The 19386-nt window shown below is 41.5% G+C and carries 13 protein-coding genes; all 13 read left to right on the top strand.

What is annotated here, in order from left to right; all coding sequences use genetic code 11:
- Positions 1 to 371: 371 nt before the first annotated feature.
- The 13 genes from sdhC (at position 372) to I6E86_RS01800 (ending at position 19375) form a co-directional block, all read left to right on the top strand.
- Entirely contained in the window at positions 372 to 758 is a 387-nt protein-coding gene (gene sdhC, locus I6E86_RS01860; protein ID WP_082624524.1) for a succinate dehydrogenase, cytochrome b556 subunit, read from the top strand.
- Between the two features lie 20 nt (positions 759 to 778).
- Positions 779 to 1165, top strand: coding sequence for a succinate dehydrogenase, hydrophobic membrane anchor protein (gene sdhD / locus I6E86_RS01855; protein WP_320154174.1), 387 nt, complete (start codon positions 779 to 781; stop codon positions 1163 to 1165).
- Positions 1166 to 1517: 352 nt separating this feature from the next.
- On the top strand, positions 1518 to 3368 hold the full coding sequence (gene sdhA, locus I6E86_RS01850; RefSeq protein ID WP_194363423.1) for a succinate dehydrogenase flavoprotein subunit: 1851 nt from the start codon (positions 1518 to 1520) through the stop codon (positions 3366 to 3368).
- Positions 3369 to 3577: 209 nt separating this feature from the next.
- On the top strand, positions 3578 to 4288 hold the full coding sequence (locus tag I6E86_RS01845) for a succinate dehydrogenase iron-sulfur subunit (RefSeq protein ID WP_194196177.1): 711 nt from the start codon (positions 3578 to 3580) through the stop codon (positions 4286 to 4288).
- A gap of 826 nt (positions 4289 to 5114) precedes the next feature.
- A complete protein-coding gene (locus I6E86_RS01840) occupies positions 5115 to 7994 on the top strand; it encodes a 2-oxoglutarate dehydrogenase E1 component (protein WP_197174814.1) in 2880 nt (959 codons plus the stop codon).
- Between the two features lie 156 nt (positions 7995 to 8150).
- Positions 8151 to 9380: a 2-oxoglutarate dehydrogenase complex dihydrolipoyllysine-residue succinyltransferase gene (gene odhB, locus I6E86_RS01835; RefSeq protein WP_197174813.1), complete on the top strand. Its 1230-nt coding sequence runs from the start codon at positions 8151 to 8153 to the stop codon at positions 9378 to 9380.
- Positions 9381 to 9641: 261 nt separating this feature from the next.
- Positions 9642 to 11096: a dihydrolipoyl dehydrogenase gene (gene lpdA / locus I6E86_RS01830; RefSeq protein WP_197174812.1), complete on the top strand. Its 1455-nt coding sequence runs from the start codon at positions 9642 to 9644 to the stop codon at positions 11094 to 11096.
- Between the two features lie 141 nt (positions 11097 to 11237).
- Complete coding sequence (gene sucC / locus I6E86_RS01825; RefSeq protein ID WP_194363427.1) at positions 11238 to 12404, top strand: ADP-forming succinate--CoA ligase subunit beta; 1167 nt, start codon at positions 11238 to 11240, stop codon at positions 12402 to 12404.
- Positions 12405 to 12553: 149 nt separating this feature from the next.
- Entirely contained in the window at positions 12554 to 13429 is an 876-nt protein-coding gene (gene sucD, locus I6E86_RS01820; RefSeq protein WP_110922029.1) for a succinate--CoA ligase subunit alpha, read from the top strand.
- 94 nt (positions 13430 to 13523) lie between these two features.
- On the top strand, positions 13524 to 14603 hold the full coding sequence (gene galE / locus I6E86_RS01815; RefSeq protein WP_197174811.1) for a UDP-glucose 4-epimerase GalE: 1080 nt from the start codon (positions 13524 to 13526) through the stop codon (positions 14601 to 14603).
- A 39-nt stretch (positions 14604 to 14642) separates the two neighbouring features.
- Positions 14643 to 15788, top strand: coding sequence for a non-hydrolyzing UDP-N-acetylglucosamine 2-epimerase (wecB, locus tag I6E86_RS01810; protein WP_197174810.1), 1146 nt, complete (start codon positions 14643 to 14645; stop codon positions 15786 to 15788).
- 34 nt (positions 15789 to 15822) lie between these two features.
- Positions 15823 to 17067 (top strand): UDP-N-acetyl-D-mannosamine dehydrogenase, encoded by a 1245-nt coding sequence (gene wecC, locus I6E86_RS01805; protein WP_197174809.1) that lies wholly within the window; start codon positions 15823 to 15825, stop codon positions 17065 to 17067.
- Between the two features lie 25 nt (positions 17068 to 17092).
- On the top strand, positions 17093 to 19375 hold the full coding sequence (locus I6E86_RS01800; protein ID WP_197174808.1) for a glycosyltransferase: 2283 nt from the start codon (positions 17093 to 17095) through the stop codon (positions 19373 to 19375).
- Positions 19376 to 19386 lie beyond the last annotated feature (11 nt).

The raw sequence follows: 19386 nt of genomic DNA, 5'->3' as shown, positions 1-19386 counted from the left end.
AATCTTTTCTATTTGTTTGGCACAGTGTTTTGATTGCTCAGCATAAGGTCTGCTCTGATATAGAAGACATAGTAACGCTGTCTTGTTCTTCATACGACCTATAAAAATAGACTGGTTAGTCGATCTTACTCATGTTTATTCTCTTTGTTGTATAATAGATAGGTTGTTTGATAGGCCTGTCAGTTCGACAAGCGATATTGAGCCGTCTATCCATACCTTTATATACATGATCCTTTCTTCATATTTAGCGCAAACTAAACGAAGTCAGCTAGCTCTTCCTTACTTTATTCGTCTCGTGTGTTGCTCGATGCTTAATTGACACTATTTATGTCTAGCATTGATAGCAGATACAGGAGTATAACCGCAAAAGGATGCCCGCTGTGAAAAGCAACCGACCTATTGATCTGCCTCTAAGCCAAGTGATTAGCGTTAATCGCTCACCGATCGCGATCGCCTCTATCTTGCATCGTATCTCTGGCATTATTTTATTTTTATTGATTCCTGTCATGCTGTGGATACTACAGAACTCACTGGCATCGCCTGAGAGTTTTGCAACTGTATTTGACAATGTACTTGTGCGCTTTTTGGCATGGATATTTGTTGCAGCCATCGCATATCATTTTGTGATGGGTATCAAACATTTATTTGCTGATATGGGCATGAATGAAGAGCTGAAATCTGGCCGCACTGCCTCTATGGTCAGTTTTGTGATTGCAGCGATTTTAGTTGTCGCGTCATTTGTATGGGTGATGTTCTAATGATAAAAAATGATTCAGGAATCAAAAGCGCGACTGGTCTGACAGGTTCAGGCTCACGTGATTGGATTATTCAGCGTATTAGTGCTGTCGTTTTAGCCGTTTATAGTGTGGTATTGCTAGGCTTCTTTTTGACCCATGGCAATGTCACTTTCGTTGAATGGTCATCATTCATGACCAGCCTACCAATGCGTTTGTTTAGCTTAGTGGCAGTACTTGCACTAGCTGGCCATGCTTGGGTTGGCATGTGGACAGTGTTTACTGACTATATTACAACAGGCAAGTTGGGCTCAAGCGCGGCAGGTCTACGTTTGGTATTACAGTCATTGATGATTATCGCTATTTTAGTATTTCTATTTTGGGGCATTATGATTTTTTGGGGTAACGGCTTCGGTATCGCTGCTGTTTAACCATTAATTCATACCTTTACTATCTATAAATAATAGCGGATGCACTCAGTAGCACTATCAGCTGCTGAATGACTCCAAAGCCATCCGTTATAGCCGATAATAGTCATAGCATTGGGCAATTTCTGACTTGAGCAGTCACTTAAAGACTGCTGAGTCAATTTGAAAGTAGATGAAATTGGCTCAATATAAAGATAGATATGCAAATTAAGTGGCCAAAGGTTGTTTGTGTCCTCATTTTAAGTAATTGCGTTTAATGGCTGAATAAATATAACATTTAGCCCTGCAATGAGATGACGCTTAATACAGCTTTTTTATTTAATTCTAAGCATTAACAGGCATCAGGAAAACCGTAATGGCAACTAGACAAGATAATACCATTAGTAATATTAAGACCCTCAACTACGATGCAGTCATCGTTGGTGGTGGCGGCTCAGGTATGCGTGCTTCACTACATTTGGCAGAAGCAGGTATGAAGGTTGCTGTCCTGACCAAAGTATTCCCAACCCGTTCGCACACGGTAGCAGCTCAAGGCGGTATCGGTGCAAGCTTGGGTAACATGAGTAACGATAACTGGCACTTTCACTTTTATGACACTGTTAAAGGGTCAGATTGGTTAGGTGACCAAGACGCTATCGAATACATGTGCCGCGAAGCGCCAAAAGTCGTTTATGAGCTTGAGCACATGGGCATGCCTTTTGACCGTAACGAAGATGGCACGATCTATCAGCGTCCGTTTGGTGGTCATACCTCTAACTATGGCGAAAAAGCCGTTCAACGTGCTTGTGCTGCTGCTGACCGTACAGGTCATGCACTGCTACATACGCTATATCAGAAAAACCTAGAGCAAGGTACTGAGTTTTTCATCGAGTGGATTGCGCTTGATTTGATCAAAGATGAAGCTGGTAACATCAACGGCGTCATCGCACTTGAGCAAGAGACTGGTACTATTGCTGTATTCCAGTCACCGATTACTGTCCTAGCGACTGGTGGTGCAGGCCGTATCTTTGCGGCTTCCACCAATGCTTATATCAATACTGGTGACGGTATTGGCATGGCGGTACGTGCAGGTATTCCATTACAAGATATGGAATTCTGGCAGTTCCACCCAACGGGCGTTCATGGTGCAGGCGTACTATTGACTGAAGGTTGCCGCGGTGAAGGCGCTATCTTACGTAATAAAGATGGCGAAGCCTTTATGGAGCGTTATGCGCCAACCGTAAAAGACTTGGCACCACGTGATCTAGTATCACGCTCTATGGATCAAGAAATCAAAGAAGGCCGTGGTTGTGGTCCTAATGCCGACCATATCGTTATGGATATGACGCATTTGGGTGTTGAAACTATCATGAAGCGTCTGCCATCAGTATTCGAGATTGGCAAAAACTTTGCTAACGTAGACATCACTAAAGAGCCTATCCCAGTTATCCCAACCATTCATTATATGATGGGCGGTATTCCAACCACAATTCATGGTCAAGTAATCACGCCTGATCTAGAAGCGGGTACGGATGAAGACGGTTTATATGCTAACGGTACTGTCGTTAAAGGTCTTTACGCTATCGGCGAATGTGCGTGTGTCAGTGTCCACGGTGCTAACCGTCTAGGTACGAACTCACTACTTGATCTATTGGTATTTGGCCGTGCTGCTGGTAAGCATATCGTTGATGAATTCCATCATGCTGATCATAACTACAAACCACTTGATCCTCGTGTGCTTGACTACACTATGCGTCGTTTGGACAAGCTGCAACAGTCTACTGAAGGTTACAATGCTCAAGATGTAGCTGATGAGATTCGTGCAGCGATGCAGATGCATGCTAGCGTATTCCGTACCCAAGCAATGATGGACGAAGGCGTTGAGAAAATTTTAGCGCTAGGCGACAAAATCGACCAGATTCATTTGGCTGATAAATCACAAGTCTTTAACACTGCGCGTATCGAAGCTTTCGAAGTTGCCAACTTGTATGAAGTGGCTAAAGCGACGATGATCTCAGCAGCGATGCGTCATGAAAGTCGCGGCGCTCACAGTGTGTCTGACTACGATCGTCCAGAAGATGATGACTATGCACCAAACGGCCGTAATGACCACGATTGGATGAAGCATACCTTATGGTATTCTGAAGGCAATCGCATTATTTATAAGCCAGTTCGCAAAGTTCCATTGACGGTTGATTATATCGAGCCAAAAGTTCGCGTCTATTAATCTTAGATGTTGCGCCTGATATACAGCAGCGTTAATGTTTTATCCTTTATTAATTTATTAAAAAGGTGACCGCCAGCTACATGCACATGCCAGCGCTAACACACTATTAATCGGTATTTGATATCGTTTATCAGTACGGATTAAGAGTTAGCGTCATCCTGTTGCAATCTTTGTATGCCCGCCATCACCTACGTGTGGAGTTTAGCATTATGAGCCGAGGTACTCGCACCATCGAAATCTATCGCTACGATCCTGATCTGGACGCAGCGCCACGCATGCAAACGTATACGGTTGAGTTGTTAGACTCAGATCGTATGTTGCTTGACGTGTTATTACGCCTAAAAAAGGAAGATGAAACACTGACCTTCCGTCGCTCTTGCCGTGAAGGCATCTGTGGCTCTGATGGCATGAACATCAATGGCAAAAATGGTCTAGCATGTCTAATCAACATGAATACTTTGCCAGAAAAAGTAACCGTTCGTCCGTTGCCTGGTCTTCCAGTCGTTCGTGATTTGGTTGTCGATATGAACCAATTCTACGAGCAATACGAAAAAGTACACCCATACTTAATCAATGACCAGCCAGCACCGCCAACAGAGCGCCTACAATCGCCTGAGCAGCGTGAGAAGCTGAACGGTCTATACGAATGTATCTTATGTGCTTGCTGTTCTACCAGCTGCCCATCATTCTGGTGGAACCCTGATAAGTTCCTAGGCCCATCAGCACTATTGCATGCTTATCGCTTTGTTGCTGATAGCCGTGATGGTGACACTCAAGCGCGTTTGGCTCGTCTAGACGATCCATTTAGCTTGTTCCGTTGCCGCGGTATCATGAACTGTGTATCCGTTTGTCCAAAAGGCTTGAATCCAACCAAAGCAATCGGTCATCTGCGTAATATGTTGATTGATCAAGCGGGTTAATCGCTCTAGATAGATGCAACACAAAAACACCACCTATTTTATTGGGTGGTGTTTTTGTTTATTTAATAGACTTTTAAATACAATATGACAATTGATATATAATTGGTAGGTGATACGACAGTAAAACTGTACAAGTAATGCGTTGGTCATATGTAAGGATATCTGATATATAAATGGGCAGAGGATATAATTCAGATATGGACGCGAGCAAATTTTGGTATAATTACGCCACAAGTTTAAGCAGATGATTGATAGAATGTGTTTGTATAAGTTTGATGTTTATTTTGAATACTATAATGATACATCTAGGATTGATAATAGTTATTCATTATGTAAATAACTATTATTGAGCAAACAAACTATGTGATAAAAAACAAACATGTTATTCTATACAGCAGTGTATGTTTGTCTGGTAAGACTTGATGTATCGTCATCTCAGGAACGCTTTGGCAAAAAAAGCCAGTTTAATAGGCCAGCCAAATAACTCGACAGTTTATTGATAGACGGTTATTAATAAATTGGTTATGACTAAAAGAAGTATATATAAATTAATGTTGTGAATCGAGACAGATCAGAAAACTGTACGTTCACAAATAATTTTATTTTTGATATAGGTATTGCAATAGGCGCTGTCATCACTATGTAGCATCACTTGCTTATTTAGACAATGACAACGGTTTAGAGTAGCGGCAATACTTGAGGGTAAAAGTGTTTTATCGACCACTATGAGATGAGATGAGACAAATTGTCCAATCATCTAATATATGACGATTGACACAATCATAAGCACGATTCCATTCATTTATCTATCAAATAGACGATTATTATGAATAGTATAACCAAAGAAAAAGCAGGCTCAGGGCATACTGAGCTGGCCGCAGACAACGCCAACTATATAGAAGCTCTTTACGAGCAGTACCTAACCGACCCGAGTAGTGTTGATGAAGAGTGGCAGACGTACTTTGCGCAGTATAAATCGCAAAACGACGCTCAACACAATGCTATCAAAGATCAGTTTTTACTCTTAGCACGCAATCAGACTGCGAATAAGAGCAGCAGCGAGAGCACTGAGTCAAGCAGCAAGTCAGATAATGGCGATCCCAAGCAAATGGGTGTGCAGCAGCTTATCTCAGCATACCGCCGCCGTGGTCACCGCCGTGCCAAGCTAGATCCTTTAGATTTACATCCACGTGCAGAAGTGGAAGATCTAACACTCGCCTATCACAATCTTTCAGAAGCTGACCTTGATACTGTATTTCCTACCAATGATTTGGTCATTGGCAAAGATGAAGCGCCATTGCGTGAAATCATTGAAATCATGGAACGTGTCTATTGCCGTCATATCGGTATCGAATATATGCACGTTACGACCAGCACTGAAAAACGCTGGATGGAAGAGTATGTAGAAACCAACTTAGGTTACATCAAATTTGACGAAGAAAAGCGTCTGTCTATTCTTGAGCGTCTGACGGCTGCTGAAGGTCTAGAAAAATATCTAGCGCGTAAATATACAGGTGTTAAGCGTTTCGGTTTGGAAGGGGGCGAAAGCTTCATTCCTGCGATCAATGAAATCATCCAACGTGCAGGCGGTTACGGTACCAAAGAGATGGTTATTGGCATGGCTCACCGTGGCCGCCTAAACTTGTTGGTCAACATCTTGGGTAAAAACCCAGCGGACTTATTTGATGAGTTTGATGGCAAAGTACAGCCAGAAAAAGGCTCAGGCGATGTAAAATACCACAACGGCTTTTCATCTAATGTGATGACACCGGGCGGTGAAGCGCATCTAGCATTGGCATTTAATCCATCGCATCTTGAGATTGTCGCACCAGTACTACAAGGTTCAGTACGTGCCCGTCAAGTACGTCGCAACGATCAGCCACTATTGGATAACACTGGTGGTAATTCAGTATTACCAATCGTCATCCATGGTGATGCCGCTTTTGCTGGTCAGGGCGTGGTTCAAGAAACCTTCCAGATGTCACAAACCCGTGCTTATACCACTGGTGGTACTGTACATATCGTTATCAATAACCAAGTTGGCTTTACCACCAGCCGTCAAGAAGATGTTCGTTCTACTGAATATTGTACTGACGTTGCCAAGATGGTACATGCACCTATCTTGCACGTGAATGGCGATGATCCTGAATCAGTGGTATTTGCGGCTCAATTGGCATTGGATTACCGTCATCAATTTGACAAAGACATCATCATTGATTTGTTCTGCTATCGCCGTAACGGCCATAACGAGGCTGATGAGCCTTCAGCAACTCAGCCATTGATGTATGCTGTCATTAAGCAATTGCCAACGACTCGTACGCTTTATGCACAGAAGCTTATCGCAGACGGTATCTTGACTGCGGACAGAGAGAAGCAGTATGAAGATGATTATCGCGAGTCTTTAGATCGTGGTGATTATGTTGTCAGCTCTTTGGTTCAAGAACCTAACGAACAACTATTTGTAGATTGGACACCATATCTTGGCCATGAATTGGTTGATGAGTGGGACACTAGTGTCAATATCGAAAAACTTAAAGGTTATGGACGCCGTATGGCTGAGATGCCAGAGGGTTACAAACTACAGCGCCAAGTTCAAAAATTAGTCGAGCAGCGTCTAGCTATGCAGACAGGCGAAGAGCCACTGAACTGGGGTGCAGCTGAGACATTGGCTTATGCCTCATTAGTCGATAACGATGACGTCCTAGTACGTATCACTGGTGAAGATGTTGGCCGTGGTACTTTCTCACATCGTCACAGTGAAATTTACAATGTGAATGACGGCAGCATGTATGTGCCACTGGCTCACATGAGTGAAACCCAAGCGCGCTTTGCAACCTATAACTCATTGCTATCAGAAGAAGCAGTATTGGCATTTGAGTATGGCTATGCAACGACAGTACCAAATGCATTGGTCGTTTGGGAAGCCCAGTTTGGCGATTTCGTCAACGGTGCTCAGGTTGTTATTGATCAGTTTATCTCAAGTGGCGAAACCAAATGGCAGCGTGTTTGTGGTTTGACTATGCTGTTGCCACATGGCTTTGAAGGTCAAGGTCCTGAGCATTCATCAGCTCGTCTTGAGCGTTTCTTACAGCTGTGTGCTGAAGACAATATGCAAGTTATTACGCCAACGACGCCAGCGCAAATATATCATGCATTACGTCGTCAAGCGGTGCGTCCAATTCGTAAGCCATTGATTGTTATGTCACCAAAGAGCTTGTTACGTCATAAGCTGGCAACGTCTCAATTAGAAGAGCTGGCTAATGGTAAGTTTGAGACAGTATTGCCAGAGCTAGACAATCACAATGCAGACAGCGTGACTCGTATGGTGCTATGTGGTGGCAAGGTTTATTATGATCTGTTAGAACAACGCCGTGCATTGGGACTTGATCACGTTGCTATCGTTCGTATCGAGCAGCTGTATCCGCTTCCTGAGAAGCGTCTGGTTGAAGAGATTGAAAAATACAGCAATCTAACAGAGATCGTATGGACGCAAGAAGAGCCATTGAATCAAGGCGCTTGGTACTATTTGGCACCGAGTATGTTCCGTATTGTCGTACCACATCCAACCAAGGCGAAAGTCATGGAGCCAGTGGCACGCCCTGCTAGTGCTGCACCTGCAACGGGCTCACCTAAATTGCATACTCAGCAGCAGCAAGCATTAATTGCTGGCGGCCTCGGTATCAGTGTTGATGAGTTGGCTAAGTAATAGGCTGTTTGACCGAAATATTATAGAAAATAAATGAATCAGGCGATAACAGTCAGTACTTTTTAATATGCTCTAATCGACACACGTTAAATTGATATTGACTGCCTATCACGACTTAACAATAAGTATGAATATCCAAATCTAAGGAGTATATCGATGGCTGACATCAAAGCCCCCGTTTTTCCAGAATCGGTTGCCGATGGCACAATCGTTGAATGGCACGTCACTGAAGGTCAACAAGTCAATCGTGATGACCTACTAGCTGAAATCGAAACTGATAAAGTAGTATTAGAAGTTGTGGCACCTGATAACGGTGTATTGACTAAAATTGTCAAGCAAGTAGATGATACTGTTTTGTCTGACGAGCTAATCGCACAGTTTGAAGCGGGCGCAACTGCAGGTGAAGCACCAGTTGCAGAGCAGTCAGCTGCACCAGCACAAGAAAACCAAGCAGCAGACGGCGGCGAGCCAGTACAAGTAACAGACAAAAAAGACGAAGCTGATCATAAAGATCAAAGCCCAGCAGTGCGCAAAGCAGCAAAAGAGTCTGGCGTCGATCCTAAAGAAGTTGAAGGCAGTGGTCGAGGCGGTCGTGTGACCAAAACTGACATGGCTAACCCAACACTAAAATCTGACAGCAACATCAAATCTGACAGCGGTCGTCCAGTTGCTGAATCAACGGGTGAGCGTACTGAAAAACGTGTTCCAATGACACGTCTACGTAAAACAGTAGCGAATCGTCTATTGTCAGCATCACAAGATACTGCGATGCTAACGACGTTCAACGAAGTGAATATGAAGCCGTTGATGGATATGCGTGCTAAGTATAAAGACCAGTTCGAAAAACGTCATGGCGTACGTTTGGGCTTTATGTCATTGTTCGTAAAAGCAGCAACAGAAGCACTCAAACGCTTCCCAGCTGTAAACGCTTCATTAGATGGCGATGATATTGTTTATCATGGTTATTATGATATCGGTGTTGCTGTATCTTCAGATCGCGGCTTGGTTGTACCAGTATTACGTGATACAGATCGTATGAGCATGGCTGATGTAGAAAGCCGTATTCGTGAGCTTGGTGGCCTTGCTCAAAAAGGTAAACTTGGTCTGAATGACATGACTGGCGGTACTTTCACTATCTCAAACGGTGGTGTATTTGGCTCATTGATGTCTACACCTATTTTGAACCCACCACAAACGGCTATCCTAGGTATGCATGCTATCAACGACCGCCCAATGGCAGTTGATGGTAAAGTTGAAATCCTACCAATGATGTATCTAGCCCTATCTTATGACCATCGTATGATTGATGGTAAAGAAGCGGTACAGTTCTTAGTAACCATCAAAGAATTGGTTGAAGATCCAGCAATGCTACTACTAGACCTGTAAGCTTTTAAGCTTGTATTGGCAACCGCTGATACAAGCTTTTTAACTTTGGTATAGATAATGATTTTTATTAATCAGCGATCACCTGATTCGCTGGTAACTGTATTTAAATGAATTTAATAATGGTGACTTGCTATCGAATATCGATGAGTGAGTCTTTCCCACTGACATAGTGTATTAACTATTAAGTGTAGATAACGCTGATCGATCAGCGAGAAAATAACCAGTTTAAATGACACATACAATTAAAAATAGGAACGTACTATGAAAGACAATTATGATTTAGTCGTCATCGGCGGCGGTCCTGGTGGTTACGAAGCCGCTATCCGTGCAGGCCAATTGGGTATGAGCGTTGCTTGTATCGAAAAGCGTATTTATAAAGGTGAGCCAGCACTTGGCGGGACTTGCTTGAACGTCGGTTGTATCCCATCAAAAGCATTGCTTGATAGCTCACATCGCTATGAAGCGACCAAGCACGATCTCGCTGAGCATGGTATCAGCACTAGCGATGTAACCATCGATATCGAGAAAATGATTGCTCGTAAAGAAGGCATCGTTAAGCAATTGACGGGCGGTGTTGCTGCTTTGCTAAAAGGCAATGGTGTTGATTGGCTGCAAGGCTGGGGCACGTTGGTTGACGGTAAAGGCGCTGACAAGCAAATCAAATTCACTGCACTTGCAGATGAAAGCGAAACCACAATCACTGCAAAAAATGTCATCTTAGCGGCAGGTTCTGTCCCTATCGATATCCCTGTGGCCAAAACTGACGGCGATCGTATCGTTGACTCTACTGGCGCACTTGATTTCACTGAAGTTCCTAAGCGTCTAGGCGTTATCGGTGCTGGTGTTATCGGTCTTGAGCTTGGTTCAGTATGGCGTCGTTTAGGTGCAGAAGTGGTTGTGTATGAAGCACTTCCAAGTTTCTTAGCAGCCGCTGACAAAGATATCGCAAAAGAAGCTGGTAAAATGCTGAAGAAGCAAGGTCTTGATATCCGTGTTGATACCAAAGTAACCAATGCTGAAGTTAAAGGCGATCAAGTTGTTGTCACTAGTGAGAGCAAAGGTGAGTCATCTGAAGAGAGCTTTGATAAGCTAATCGTTTGTGTTGGTCGCCGCGCTTACTCTGAAAAATTGCTTGGTGATGACAGTGGTATCACCTTGACTGAACGTGGTCTTATTGACGTTAACGATCAGTGCAAAACCAATCTTGATGGCGTGTATGCTATCGGTGATTTGGTCCGTGGTCCTATGCTTGCACATAAAGCAATGGAAGAGGGCATGATGGCTGTTGAGCGCATTCATGGCGAAAAACCTCAAGTAAACTATGACACTATCATCAATGTCATTTATACTCACCCAGAAATCGCATGGGTAGGTCTGACTGAGCAAGAAGCTGAAGCTGCAGGCTACGAAGTTAAAACTGGTTCGTTCAATCTAGCGGCTAACGGCCGTGCATTGGCTCAAAGCGAAGCGGAAGGCTCTGTGAAAGTTGTTGCTGATGCTAAAACAGATCGCCTGTTAGGTATGCATGCTATCGCTGCTGGTGCTGGTGATATCGTCCATCAAGGTATGATCGCGATGGAGTTTGTCTCTAGTATCGAAGATCTTCAGTTGATGACATTTGCTCATCCAACGATTTCAGAAGCGGTGCACGAAGCAGCGTTATCTGCTGATGGCCGTGCTATTCATGCTATCCAGCGTAAAAAGCGTAAGAAATAACGAGTTTTATTATTATCGATTTACAACCTGATTGTGGTATCGCTATTGTGGCGATATCCACAGTCATGAGTGCGTTAGACGTAAGTTGCCGCGCACTTGATTTCACTTTTTATTAATTGTAAAAAATAAAGGATACAATCAATGAATTTACATGAGTATCAAGCAAAAGAGCTATTAAAAAGCTACGGTTTGCCAATTCAAGAAGGCATCATTGCCTATAATGGCGACGAAGCTGCTGCTGCTTTTGATAAAACCCCAACTGACATTGCGGTAATTAAAGCGCAAGTACATGCTGGTGGCCGTGGTAAAGCGGGTGGTGTAAAGCTGGTTAAAACTCGTGAAGAAGCTAAGCAAGTTGCTGAAGAGCTAATCGGTACTAACCTAGTAACGTTCCAAACTGATGCTGATGGTCAGCCAGTAAACTTTGTATTGGTTGCAGAAGATATGTATCCAGTACAAACTGAGCTATATCTTGGCGCAGTGGTTGACCGTGCGACTCGTCGCGTGACTTTCATGGCATCTACCGAAGGTGGTGTGGATATCGAAGAAGTTGCACACAGCACCCCAGAAAAAATCTTTAAAGTACATGTTGATCCTTTAGTTGGTCTAATGCCTTTCCAAGCGCGTGATGTTGCGTTCAAACTTGGTCTAGAAGGTAAGCAAATCAACCAGTTCGTTAAATTGATGACTGGCGCTTATAAAGCATTTGTTGAAAACGACTTTGCATTAATGGAAATTAACCCATTAGCAGTTCGTGAAAATGGCGAAATCGTTTGTGTTGATGGCAAAATCGGTATCGATTCAAACGCACTATATCGTCTGCCTAAAATTGCAGCACTACAAGACAAAACGCAAGAAAACGAGCGTGAGCTTAAAGCTGCTGAGTTTGACCTAAACTACGTTGCTCTAGAAGGTAACATCGGTTGTATGGTTAACGGTGCTGGTCTTGCAATGGCAACGATGGACATCATCAAACTGTATGGCGGCAAGCCTGCTAACTTTTTGGACGTTGGCGGCGGCGCAACTAAAGATCGCGTTGTTGAAGCATTCAAGATCATTCTTGAAGACAGCAGCGTTGAAGGTGTTCTAATCAACATCTTCGGTGGTATCGTACGTTGTGACATGATTGCAGAAGCTATTATCGCTGCTGTTAAAGAAGTCGATGTACAAGTACCTGTGGTTGTACGTCTAGAAGGTAATAACGCTGAAAAAGGCTTACAAATTCTAGAAGAGTCTGGTCTTAAGCTGACTACAGCTCAAGGCCTAGCAGATGCCGCTCAAAAAATTGTCGATGCGGTTAAAGCCTAAGTCTTTAATGATTGGTATTTAGCAATAAATACCAAAGCATAGTAGTCAACGCGTGATAGTGGCTCTTATATAAAAACGGACCATTAATATTGAATAAAAGTGGTGCTAAGAGTCGCTCTCACAAGACAACCGAATACAAGGAATAAATAATGAGTGTATTAATCGATAAAGATACCAAAGTATTGGTACAAGGTTTCACTGGTAAAAATGGTACGTTCCACTCTGAACAAGCAATCGAATACGGTACTAAAGTAGTCGGTGGCGTAACGCCAGGTAAAGGCGGTCAAACGCATCTAGGCCTACCAGTATTTAATACTATGGCAGAAGCCATGGAAGCGACTCAAGCTGATGCGTCTGTTATCTATGTACCTGCACCATTCGTACTAGATTCTATCGTTGAAGCAATCGATGCTGGCGTTAAATTGATCGTAGTGATCACTGAAGGCGTACCAACTATCGATATGCTAAAAGCCAAACGTTATCTTGAAGAAGCGGGCGATGTGCGTCTAGTTGGTCCTAACTGCCCAGGTGTTATCACTCCGGGTCAGTGCAAAATTGGCATCATGCCAGGCCATATCCATCAGCCAGGTAAAGTGGGCATCATCTCACGCTCTGGTACTTTGACTTATGAAGCCGTAGCTCAAACAACTAAGCTTGGTTTTGGTCAGTCAACGTGTATCGGTATCGGTGGTGATCCTATCCCTGGTATGAACCAGATTGACGCATTGAAATTGTTCGAAGCGGATCCACAAACTGAAGCTATCATCTTAATCGGTGAAATCGGTGGTACTGCTGAAGAAGAAGCGGCTGCTTATATCAAAGACCATGTAACTAAGCCAGTTGTTGGTTATATCGCTGGTGTTACTGCTCCAGAAGGCAAGCGTATGGGTCATGCTGGTGCTATCATCTCTGGTGGTCAAGGTACTGCTGAAGAGAAATTCAAAGCGTTTGAAGATGCTGGTATCGCTTATACGCGTGACCCATCTAAGCTTGGTGAGAAGCTAAAAGAAGTTACTGGTTGGTAATATAGACATAAGTCTATAAGCTACCAAAACTGTATTGAATTATGAAGCAGACACCCCTACAATGGGGTGTCTTTTTTATTCTGAAAGTAACATTATGAAAAATAAGATTTTGGTTACTGGTGGTGCTGGGTATATTGGCTCTCACACTTGTATCGCATTGCATGAAGCGGGTTACGGTATTGTCGTATACGATAATTTGTCTAATAGTAGCCGTGAAGCAATCAATCGAGTTTCTATGCTTATTGGTCAGCCTATTGATTTTATCGAAGGTGATATACGAGATGCTGAATTACTTAAAAAAGTATTTAATGCGCATCATTTTTATGGCGTTATTCATTTCGCTGGTTTAAAAGCAGTTGGTGAATCTGTTTCCAAACCATTAATGTATTACAACAACAATGTTAATGGCACCATTACTTTGCTAGAAGTAATGGATGAGCATAATATTAAAAATCTTATTTTTTCATCATCTGCTACTGTGTATGGTGACCCTGAAATCTTACCTATTGATGAGAAATCTCCGCGTTCTTGCACTAATCCTTACGGACAAAGTAAACTTGCAGTTGAATACATTTTAGAAGATATTGCTGTATCAGACGAAAATTGGAATTTGATTTGTTTAAGGTATTTTAATCCGGTAGGCGCACATCCATCAGGGAGAATTGGTGAAGATCCCAATGATATTCCGAATAATTTGATGCCGTATATCTCACAAGTAGCTGTGGGTAAGCTTGAAAAACTCAGTATCTTTGGTCATGATTATCCTACTGTAGATGGTACAGGCGTACGTGACTTTATTCACGTTACTGATTTGGCACAAGGTCATGTTGCAGCGCTTAATTATCTAAAGCAGCAAACTGATCTACAGAAGTTTTCTTCAGATAGAACTAATGCAATTCAAAAAAAATCAGTAGGATTTCTACCAATCAATCTAGGAACTGGCAAAGGTACTTCTGTACTAGAGTTAGTGAACACTTTTAGTAAAGAAACTGGAAAAAAAATTGCTTATCAGTTTATAGATCGTCGAGCAGGTGATATTGCGAGTTGTTATGGCAGTGCAGATAAAGCGAAAACGTTGTTAGGGTGGCACGCTGAACTATCGATTGCTGATATGTGTCGAGATACATGGCGTTGGCAGAGCATGAATCCAGATGGTTATAACGCAAAGAACTAGTCTGTATTTAAAATATATCGAAACCAATAAGAGATCCCTATGATAAAAGTACTAAGTATTTTTGGCACTCGTCCAGAGGCCATCAAGATGGCACCAGTGGTGAAAGCTTTAGAAGCGAATCCTAATATTAAATCATTAGTTTGTGTGACAGCACAACATCGTGAAATGCTTGATCAAGTACTGTCGCTATTTGAAATAACTCCAGACTATGATCTGGATATTATGAAGTCAGGACAAAGTTTGACGCAAGCTAGTTCAAGAATGTTAATGGCTCTTGAACCTATTCTAGAAGAGTGTAAACCAGATTTAGTGTTAGTTCATGGTGATACCTCAACTACGTTATGTGGTGCTCAAGCAGCATTTTACCAGCAAATACCTATTGGACATGTAGAATCAGGACTTCGCACTTATAATATTTACTCTCCATGGCCAGAAGAAGCCAACAGACAGCTAACTAGTATCATTACTAAGTTACATTTTGCACCAACTAAAACAGCTGCTCAGCATCTATACGATGAACATAATAACCCTGAATTCATTTATGTCACTGGTAATACCGTAGTTGATGCACTATTAGGTGTCAAAGATAAATTAGAAAACAGTGATTCTCTCAGGAAAGATTTACAGCAGCGATTTTCAGAACTGGATTTTAATAAGCGTCGTGTATTAATTACTGGGCATCGTCGAGAGAATTTTGGCGATGGATTTGAATCAATTTGTCAAGCAATTCAAGAGTTAGCACAAAAATATCCAGATTACGAATTTGTTTACCCTGTACATTTAAATCCTAATGTCAAAGAACCTGTTGAGCGCTTATTGCAAGGCCTCGATAACGTCAAACTGATTGAGCCACAAGATTACCTACCATTCGTTTATTTGATGAGTACCAGTCATATTATCTTAACTGACTCTGGAGGAATTCAAGAAGAAGCACCTTCACTTGGTATTCCAGTATTAGTAATGAGAGAAACGACTGAACGCCAAGAGGCTGTTGAGGCTGGTACTGTTAAGCTAGTAGGTACTCATCACGCTACTATAGTCACTGAAGTTAGTAATCTTATAGAAAATGAAGCACTCTATTTAAAAATGAGTGAAGCACATAACCCATACGGTGACGGTAAAGCCTCACAACGCATATCAGATACTATCGTTAGCTTTTTTAACGATTCAGAATCTTCAAAGTAGCTAACTAAACATATATAGATTAAATGAGGTAAAAATGAAGAATATTTGTGTTTTTGGTCTAGGATATATCGGCTTACCAACAGCAGCTATGTTTGCACATCACGGCGCTAATGTTGTTGGTGTTGATATCAACCAGCATGCAGTGGATACAATTAATCAAGGAAAAATTCACATTGTAGAGCCGGGTCTTGAAGCAATCGTCAAACAAGCGGTAGGTAAAGGTACTCTCAAAGCTAGCCTTACCCCAGTACATTCAGATGCCTATCTTATTGCTGTACCAACACCTTTTAAAGGTGATGACCACGAGCCTGATTTATCTTATATCCAAGCTGTCAGTAAAGCATTGGCACCGCTTTTAGAAAAAGGTGACGTAGTAATATTAGAATCCACTTCACCAGTTGGTGCCACTGAGAAGATGGTTGAATGGCTTTCTAAAGAACGTTCTGACTTAACATTTCCAAAATATCATGAGCCCGATAACGAAGCTGATATTTTTGTTGCTTACTGCCCAGAGCGTGTATTACCAGGTAAAGTCATAGAAGAGCTGATCTCAAACGATCGTATTATTGGTGGTATGACTAAAGAGTCGACCAAAAAAGCACAAGATGTATATCGTATCTTTGTAAAAGGAGACTTATTAGAGACAAACTCTCGTACTGCTGAAATGGCAAAGCTGACAGAAAATGCCTCTCGTGATGTGAGCATTGCCTTTGCCAATGAGTTGTCTATTATCTCTGATAAACTAGACATCAATGTTTGGGATTTAATCGAACTGGCAAACCGTCATCCACGCGTTAATATTTTACAGCCAGGTGCAGGCGTAGGGGGTCACTGTATTGCTGTCGATCCATGGTTTATTGTAAATCAAAACCCTGAAGAGGCTAAAATCATTCGATCAGCACGTGAAATAAACGATAATAAACCTAATTGGGTCATTGGTAAGATCAATGATCAAATCGAGCAATTAAAGTCTCAGGGTGTTGAAAAGCCGACAGTAGCACTATTGGGTCTTGCGTTCAAACCAGATATTGACGATCTACGCGAAAGTCCAGCAGTCACTATCGCTAAAAAAATGCTTGAAAACCAGTCAGCTAATATTATATTAGTTGAACCCAATATTGAGACACTACCAAAAGATTTAGAGTCAGGTAAGCTTGTTTCCTTAGTAGAAGCTATGGAAATAGCCGATATCATTGGTATTTTGGTTGCTCATGACGAGTTCAAAAAGGAGCCATTGAAAAATAGTGTAGCAGTTATAGATGCTGTAGGTATTATTTAAAAAACCAGACTTAAGAGTAATGTAAATGAAAAATGAGAAGACGGCTAAAAATGAATATCAAACTATATCCTACCGCTTAGGTAAAGCTTTGATCGATGCTAAAACGGTTGAAGGAGCGTTAACGTTACCTCTGAAATTATATCATTTGAGAAAAGATGCTAAAAGCCGTCAGACTCGGAAAAAACCGAAGTTAAATTACGAACAAATTCTTAAGTCTAGTTCAATTGATAAAGTATTAATAACCGTACATAAAAAGCATGGATTATTAGGTATCACAGAATTTCTGGAATGGTACGACGTTTCAAATAAAGAAAAATCTAATATAGTTTATGACAATGCACTTACGGTTAAAGAACAAAATATTAATCTTTACAAAACCTTAATGGGTATGTCTGTCAAGTTGAAGCCTAACAAAAGAAACCTAAAAGCATATGCATGGAGTAATTACCATCTAAGAGATCTAGATCAATTAGAGGTAATTATAGAAATGCTCCTTAAAGAGGGAAATAGAACGAAAGATAAGGAGTATTTCGAATTAGTAGATTTATTCAAGAAAAAACTAGATTATCTTTTATCTGAAAAAAAGATAAATAAGCTACAAGGTTATGATATCGCTTATGAAGAGAATTTATTGGATTACGATACCGATAAATTTCCCGAATTAGTTTTAGAGTTTTACTTTAAGTACGGTAAAGAAAAACTTGCACAGTTTATAAAGTCAAAATCCTATCATATGAAAAAAACTGATAGAGCCTTTTTATTTATTAAAATCTCAAAAGTATTATCTGCTCATGATAAAACGCTAGAAACATATTTTTGTGAAGAAGCCTTGAAAATAGATCAAGGCGAAAAGACACTGAGAGCCAGTTTATGGGCTTATCAGAGAAGCCAAGATTTTAGTAATACGGCAATAGTTTTAAGAAAACTCGTACCTATTTTAGAAAAATCTTCAGATGATAAGCAAAAGCTGTTATTAGAAAAGATATATAAATCGCCTGCCTATAGTTTATTAATAGAAAGTCAAATCGTGAGCGAACCTCAAACTAGAGTGGATTCTATTCCGAAGAGAGTAGCATATGTGCTTCATAATAGTTTTCCTTATTCCTCCGGTGGCTATGCTACTAGAGCTTTTGGGGTATGCGAAGGGTTAAATAACCATGGCTTTGAAGTAGTCGTTATCAATCGTCCAGGCTTCCCGTTAGATATTAAAGATGAGCTAAGCGTTGAAGATGTACCAGAAATCGAAACAATAGATGGGTACAAATATGTACGTTCTTTATCAATATCTCGTAGAGGGATGACTCCTTATGACTATATGTCAGAAGCCGCAAATGTACTTGAAAGACGATTTTTAGAGTACCGCCCTCAATACGTTATAGCGGCATCTAATCATATTACAGCTATTCCCAGTTTAATAGCGGCAAAAAGATTGGGGATTCCATTTTATTACGAAGTACGTGGTTTATGGGAAATTACTCGCGTTTCACGCGAGCCAGAATTTGAAAAAAAACCTGCCTATACTGTACAGGTTTTGCTTGAGACTTTAGCAGCGAAGCATGCTGATCATGTATTCACTTTGACGCAACCGATGGTTGATGAGTTAGCAAAAAGAGGGGTTGAAAGCAAAAATATATCATTGGTCCCTAATTCATGCTCACCAGAGAAATTTACCCCAAAAGAACGCGATATGGAATTAGTGAAAAAACTTAGAATTCCAAAGAATGTTCCTGTAATTGGTTATATAGGTACTTTCGTACAGTATGAAGGGTTAGATAACCTAGCCGAGGCTTGTGCTCTACTTAAAATGAAAGGTGTGCAATTCAGACTACTACTAGTTGGTAATGAAAACGCTTCAGGCCAAGAAGTAGGACCAATCACTGCTAAAATTAGCGAGATTGCTACTACCTATGGTTTTGCTGATTGGTTGATTATGCCAGGACGTATACCCTTTGATGAAGTCGAGAGCTATTACTCCCTCATAGATATCGCCCCATTCCCCCGAAAACCTCAACCAGTATGCGAACTCGTTTCTCCCATGAAGCCTTTAGAAGCATTGGCTATGAAAAAAGCGGTATTAGTTTCTAGTGTTCAAGCACTAAAAGAAATGGTAGTCGAAGAGGAAACGGGATTGGTATTCGAAAAAGGTAATATTAATGACCTTGCTGATAAACTACAGTTGTTAATTGACAATAAAAGTTTGAGACATACGTTGGGTGAAAATGGACGAGTTTGGGTCGAACAGGAGCGAAATTGGGTCAAAACGACTGAGACTATCAAAGACCAATTAATGTTAGACGCTGATCGCTGATAATGAGAAAA

Source organism: Psychrobacter sp. SWN149, assembly GCF_015864565.1.
Lineage (GTDB): Bacteria > Pseudomonadota > Gammaproteobacteria > Pseudomonadales > Moraxellaceae > Psychrobacter.
The sequence above is the reverse complement of the archived record's forward strand: the minus strand, read 5'-3'. Positions and strand labels throughout refer to the sequence as shown.